We start from the raw sequence: 4,811 nt of genomic DNA on the forward strand, positions 1-4,811 counted from the left end.
AATAGGTTTGGAACTGAATCGGATCAGGTGATTGAGCGATTCAAGTCACTTTCCAGATTGGATCAAGGACTTGTTGCAATAGAGTCACAGCTCCAGAAGCTTTTTGCTCAGGCCTATGAACTCGCTGTTCCTGCAGAAGACGTCATCGTTCTGCAGGACATTGCCAAGCACTGATCAATTTCCAACGCTGCGGCCATCGATGTCATGGCATGGATTGCCAAGGCTGCAAAAAAAGTGAAGGCTGCGAAGAAGACTGGACGCAAGGTTGCTGCAGCCGAAGCCCTAACAGCTAACGACGCAAAGCTTCTGTCTGCAAGGTATTTTGAAATCGGATATGGGTACTGCTGTTACTGGTGCCGCATTGGCAGCTGGGGTAATGCTCCCATTGGGCTCCGTAGGTATATCTCTGAAAAGAGTTCGTAAGCGGCCAGTGATCCCATCTTGACGCGGACCGGTTGACGGTTAAGCGAGAATGGCGCGCATACCATTGACCTGCAAACGTGCTGCCGTTTTATGACCCCCTTGGCCTTTGAACCCTTGTCAGATGAAGAACTCGACGAGCTTGATCACTTCATGCTTCATGAGGTAGATTGCGATGAGGGCATGACACTGGACATGCTGGACGGGTATTTGCATGCCATTGCCATCGGTCCTAAAACCCTGATGCCACGGCAGTGGATGCCGGGCATCTGGGGAGATGGCGATAGCATGATGCCGCCGGTGGAGAGCATTGAGAAGCTCAACCAGATTCTGGGACTGATCATGCGCATGTTCAACAGCATCATCACGGGCCTGGAAGAAGATCCACCGGAGATTTATCCGCAATGGTGTACGCAGGAGTATCGGGGTCGCGAGTACGACGACGCAGAAGGCTGGGCTTATGGCTTTACTCAAGGAGTTCACCTGTGCCAAGCGGAGTGGGCGCCGCTATTGCAGACACCTCAGGGCCAGGCCTGGTATCGCCCGATTGGCTTGTTGGGGGAAGACGACTTTGGCGCCGATCAGGACGCATTGACCAAGACACCAGCGATGCGCAGCAAGCTGGCTCTGCAAATTCCCGAAGCCGTCGTTGCCATGCACCGGCACTGGTTACCATACCGCCGCGCGGTTTACGAGCGTGAGGTTGCAAAGACGATGCAACCCAAGGTCGGGCGCAATGAGCCCTGTCCATGCGGCAGCGGCAAGAAGTTCAAGAGGTGTTGCGGTGCCGCTGCCAACCTGCATTAGGTAGCAGCAATACTTCAGGCTGGCTGCCACCGATGCGGCAACAATTCTTCGATCTGGCTGTTCTTCTGCGTTGGCAGCCGTGTGAGGATGTCCTTCATGTAGGCATACGGGTCATGCCCATTGATCTTGGCGCTTTGAATCAGGCTCATCACGGCGGCGGCACGCTGTCCCGCCCGCAGCGACCCTGCAAAGAGCCAATTGCCCCTTCCCAATGCGACCGGGCGGATTTGGTTCTCGCACCAATTGTTGTCGATGGGTACTTGACCTTCATACAGGTAGTGCGTCAGCGCGACCCAGCGTTTGAGGCTGTAGTCCAGTGCTTTTGCGGTGGCCGAACCGTTGGTCACCTTGCTTCGTTGCAATAACAGCCACTGATGCAGGGCATCGGCAATCGGTTTGGCCCTTTCCTGTCGAATCCTCTTGCGATCCTCGGCGCTGAGTGCCTTTGCGTCGCGCTCCACGTCATACAGCAGGTCAAAGAATTTAAGACCCTCCGCCGCAATCTGACTGGTGTGGTTTGCATGCAGTTCAAAGAGCTTCCTGCGGGCATGCGCCATGCAGCCGGACTCTTTGATGCCCTTGGTAAAGAGCGCCTTATAGGCCACGTAATCATCACAAACCAGTGTTCCGTTCCAGCCACCATCCTCATCGGATTTACCCAGGAATGTTCTGGCATGTTCGCCGGCACGGGACTCACAGAAGTCGTACACAACCGCCCGTTTGGTTTCGAAGACGCCAGGTGCATAGGCCCAGAGGTAGGCGCGATGCGTCTTCTTGTTGCCCGGCTTGAGCATCGGGATCGGCGTTTCATCCGCATGCAGGATCGCGTGGCTTAGCACCGACGCCTTCAGCGCATCCACCAAAGGTTGCAACTGCACGCCACACATGCCAACCCATGCACCCAGTGTGGAGCGCGGGATCTCCAGGCCAGCACGACCAAAGATCTTCTCCTGGCGGTACAAGGGTAAATGATCCGCGTACTTGGCCACCAACACCTGGGCCAGCAATCCGGCCGTGGGGATGCCCTTGTCAATGACTTGCGGGGGAACTGGTGTCTGGGTCAGGGTTTCGCAGTTGGAACAGACCCATTTGCCGCGCACATGACGCTCTACCGTGAACACGCCAGGTGTGTAGTCCAGCTTCTCAGAGACATCCTCGCCAATGCGTTTGCGTTGGCAGCCACACTTGCAGATTGCGGAATCTGGCTCGTGGTGGACGTCCACGCGTGGCAGGTTGTCCGGCAGCGCCGCACGCTTGGGCTTCTTGGCTGGCTCGGTGTCGGCCTTCGGTGGTGTAAGGTTCTTGAGTTCTTGCTCAATGGCAGCAAGGTCTTCATCGAAGGCTTCTTCGAGCAAGCTGACCTGTGTGCTGTCGAGTTGCTCACGGCTGCGACCAAACTGGCTGCGCTTGAGTACCGCCATCTCGTGCGTGAGCTGGTCAATCTTGGTCTGGCGGAACAGCAGTTCCCGGTCGTTGCTGGCGATTTGCTGGTCTTGCTGCGCAACTTTGGTCATCAAGCCGGTGAGCAATTCGCGCAACTCCTGCGCGTTCAATGGGTCCAGCGAATCGGGGATGACAACCATGGCACGTAGTGTGCCAAACACTGAACGACATCACCATCGGTGCATGCACCAATGGACTTGCCACGACACCAACTCACACTACGGTGATGATGCCGTCATGGCCCAGGCGCTGCCAGGGCAGGCCCAGCACCAAGGCTTGCAATTGTTCCATGCTGAGTTGCTGGTGCCTGTTCAATGTGGTCGCTGCTGGCCAGGCAAACTTGCCTTCGTTGAGTCGGCGGGCTGCCAGCCAGATGCCAATTCCATCATGCACGAGCACCTTCTCGCGATTGGCCCTGCGGTTGGCAAACAAGTAGGCGTGGTGGGGATGCGCCGCGCCGAACACCTGGACCACTCGGCCAAGGGCTGTATCCGTGCCTGCGCGCATGTCCAGTGGCTGTACTGCCAGCCATGCGCAGTCGATACGAATCACTTGAGAACGGAGGCTGACCAACAGGCAAATTCACTGGCCGCAGACATGGGCCAGGTGACGGTCATGACCAGACCTCCTTTGCGTACCTCCACCTTGATCTCATGCTCCACTGGTTCGGCAGGTTTCGTGAGAAGTGGCAACGCAATGAATGACGGCACACTCTGGCCAGCCATGTCCACGGGAGTGGCGCCAGTGCCCGCGGCGTTGCCAAATGGCGGCTTGGGTTGGGATGACTCTTTGAGCCAGCGGTGCAACACGTTGGCGTTCATGCCATTGGCACTGGCGACCGCCGCAATGGATGCGCCCGGTGCACTGCAAGCAGCCATCAATTCGGCCTTGATCCCGGCAGAGTATGTGCGCTTGGTACGTCGCACCGCGTATCTCGGAGGGTCTGAGTCTTTGAGCATTGCGTCCACAATCATTTAATGTGGACGCAATGTTGCAAGGTCAGGGGTCAGTCAACAAGGTGACTTCGCTGGCCGCTTACAAGAGTTCTAGTCACGGGCCCAGTCAAATTGGGTGGCCACGGAATCTATCAACTTGGCGAAAGCTCCGTAAACACTGCGGCCGACGCCGAGCCTGGGAAGAAGATGAATGCTGTTGCCAAGAAAGGAATAACAGCCAAGGCAGAAAAGGCAGTGAGCAAGCCTGCTAAATCCAAGGTGGTTCCCAGGACCAAAGCAGCGCTGAAGGTAAGCAAGGTGATCGAACCCGTTTCAACACCCACAGTTGAAATTGCCGCCGCGCAGGTCTAGCCATTTGCGCTTAGAGCAGTCCATCAATAGGATCCTGCAGGCAACTTCTTTTTGGGCGGTTCCAGAAACGATTATCCCAACGTTGCACAATGGCCATATCTATTCGACATTGGACATTGCTTACGCACGTGGCGGCGGATGAAGTCTCACATGCAACATTTCGCATAATTGGGCCCCAACTGCGTCGGCCGGGCGAGTGATAAAAAGGGGTGAGTGGCTTTGAAGAAACCAAAAAAGAAACACAGTTTGAGCAAATTGAATCGGGACACACGCAATATGGTCATGCTAACCGCAAATCCGGTCTGGCGTGCCTTTGCGAAGAAGCCAGTGTCACAGACGACTCGGACCAGTATCGGCCTGGCAGGTCGAATGGCACTTTACGCGCTTACAAACGGTGGTGGGCAGTTCGAGCACTTCAGAGAACTCGTTGTTACCGCCTATGCCAGCATTGTTTTAGCAGAGCAAGGATATGGAAATGAAATGCTTGGCGATTTCAATCAGGCATTGGATACCATCCTCGAATGCCGAGTAAGAGTGCTGAATGGAGGGTGCTATAGCCTTAGTGAGCAAGAGGGCCATATGGTAAATACACTTCTGGAACTTCACGAGGAGCAAGTGCAGCTGGCCGAAGAAGCTGAATTGGCTTCAGCAATCGTTGAAGGGTACCGGCGGGCGCAGGAATCAAATTGAGACGGTCTGTATATGATTCCAGACATTTTGGAGCCTCATTTTTTCGGCGTTGCCGATAGCCGACATTCATGGCCTTACCCGAAAGAGAGCCTAGCAACTGCCCGGAGTCCGAGAACAGCTAGATAGGGTAGCAGCGCTCATCGG

At 55.6% G+C, this 4,811-nt stretch carries 6 protein-coding genes; 3 read left to right on the plus strand and 3 right to left on the minus strand.

What is annotated here, in order from left to right:
* Window positions 1-513: 513 nt before the first annotated feature.
* Window positions 514-1,227 (plus strand): UPF0149 family protein, encoded by a 714-nt coding sequence (locus AC1RMF_RS26295; RefSeq protein WP_493145463.1) that lies wholly within the window; start codon window positions 514-516, stop codon window positions 1,225-1,227.
* 14 nt (window positions 1,228-1,241) lie between these two features.
* Here AC1RMF_RS26295 and tnpC read toward each other — a convergent pair whose 3' ends face one another.
* The 3 genes from tnpC to AC1RMF_RS26310 all read right to left on the minus strand — a co-directional run bounded on the left by tnpC (window position 1,242) and on the right by AC1RMF_RS26310 (window position 3,596).
* Window positions 1,242-2,810 (minus strand): IS66 family transposase, encoded by a 1,569-nt coding sequence (gene tnpC, locus AC1RMF_RS26300; RefSeq protein ID WP_493145465.1) that lies wholly within the window; start codon window positions 2,808-2,810, stop codon window positions 1,242-1,244.
* A 73-nt stretch (window positions 2,811-2,883) separates the two neighbouring features.
* On the minus strand, window positions 2,884-3,222 hold the full coding sequence (tnpB, locus tag AC1RMF_RS26305) for an IS66 family insertion sequence element accessory protein TnpB (protein WP_493145467.1): 339 nt from the start codon (window positions 3,220-3,222) through the stop codon (window positions 2,884-2,886).
* On the minus strand, window positions 3,219-3,596 hold the full coding sequence (locus tag AC1RMF_RS26310) for a transposase (protein ID WP_493145469.1): 378 nt from the start codon (window positions 3,594-3,596) through the stop codon (window positions 3,219-3,221). The genes tnpB and AC1RMF_RS26310 overlap by 4 nt, the downstream gene beginning before the upstream one ends.
* 216 nt (window positions 3,597-3,812) lie before the next feature.
* Here AC1RMF_RS26310 and AC1RMF_RS26315 point away from each other — a divergent pair, with 216 nt between their 5' ends.
* Window positions 3,813-3,977 carry a hypothetical protein gene (locus tag AC1RMF_RS26315; protein WP_493145471.1) on the plus strand — a complete coding sequence of 55 codons (165 nt, stop codon included), beginning with the start codon at window positions 3,813-3,815 and terminating at the stop codon, window positions 3,975-3,977.
* Window positions 3,978-4,196: 219 nt separating this feature from the next.
* Window positions 4,197-4,667, plus strand: coding sequence for a hypothetical protein (locus AC1RMF_RS26320; RefSeq protein WP_493145472.1), 471 nt, complete (start codon window positions 4,197-4,199; stop codon window positions 4,665-4,667).
* Window positions 4,668-4,811 lie beyond the last annotated feature (144 nt).

This window comes from Rhodoferax sp. GW822-FHT04A08, from assembly GCF_058801025.1.

Bases quoted from the DNA above. Each gene is read 5' to 3' on its own strand.
- AC1RMF_RS26295 (WP_493145463.1), top strand. From the start codon at position 514: ATGACCCCCTTGGCCTTTGAACCCTTGTCAGATGAAGAACTCGACGAG.
- tnpC (WP_493145465.1), bottom strand. From the start codon at position 2,810: ATGGTTGTCATCCCCGATTCGCTGGACCCATTGAACGCGCAGGAGTTG.
- AC1RMF_RS26315 (WP_493145471.1), top strand. From the start codon at position 3,813: ATGAATGCTGTTGCCAAGAAAGGAATAACAGCCAAGGCAGAAAAGGCA.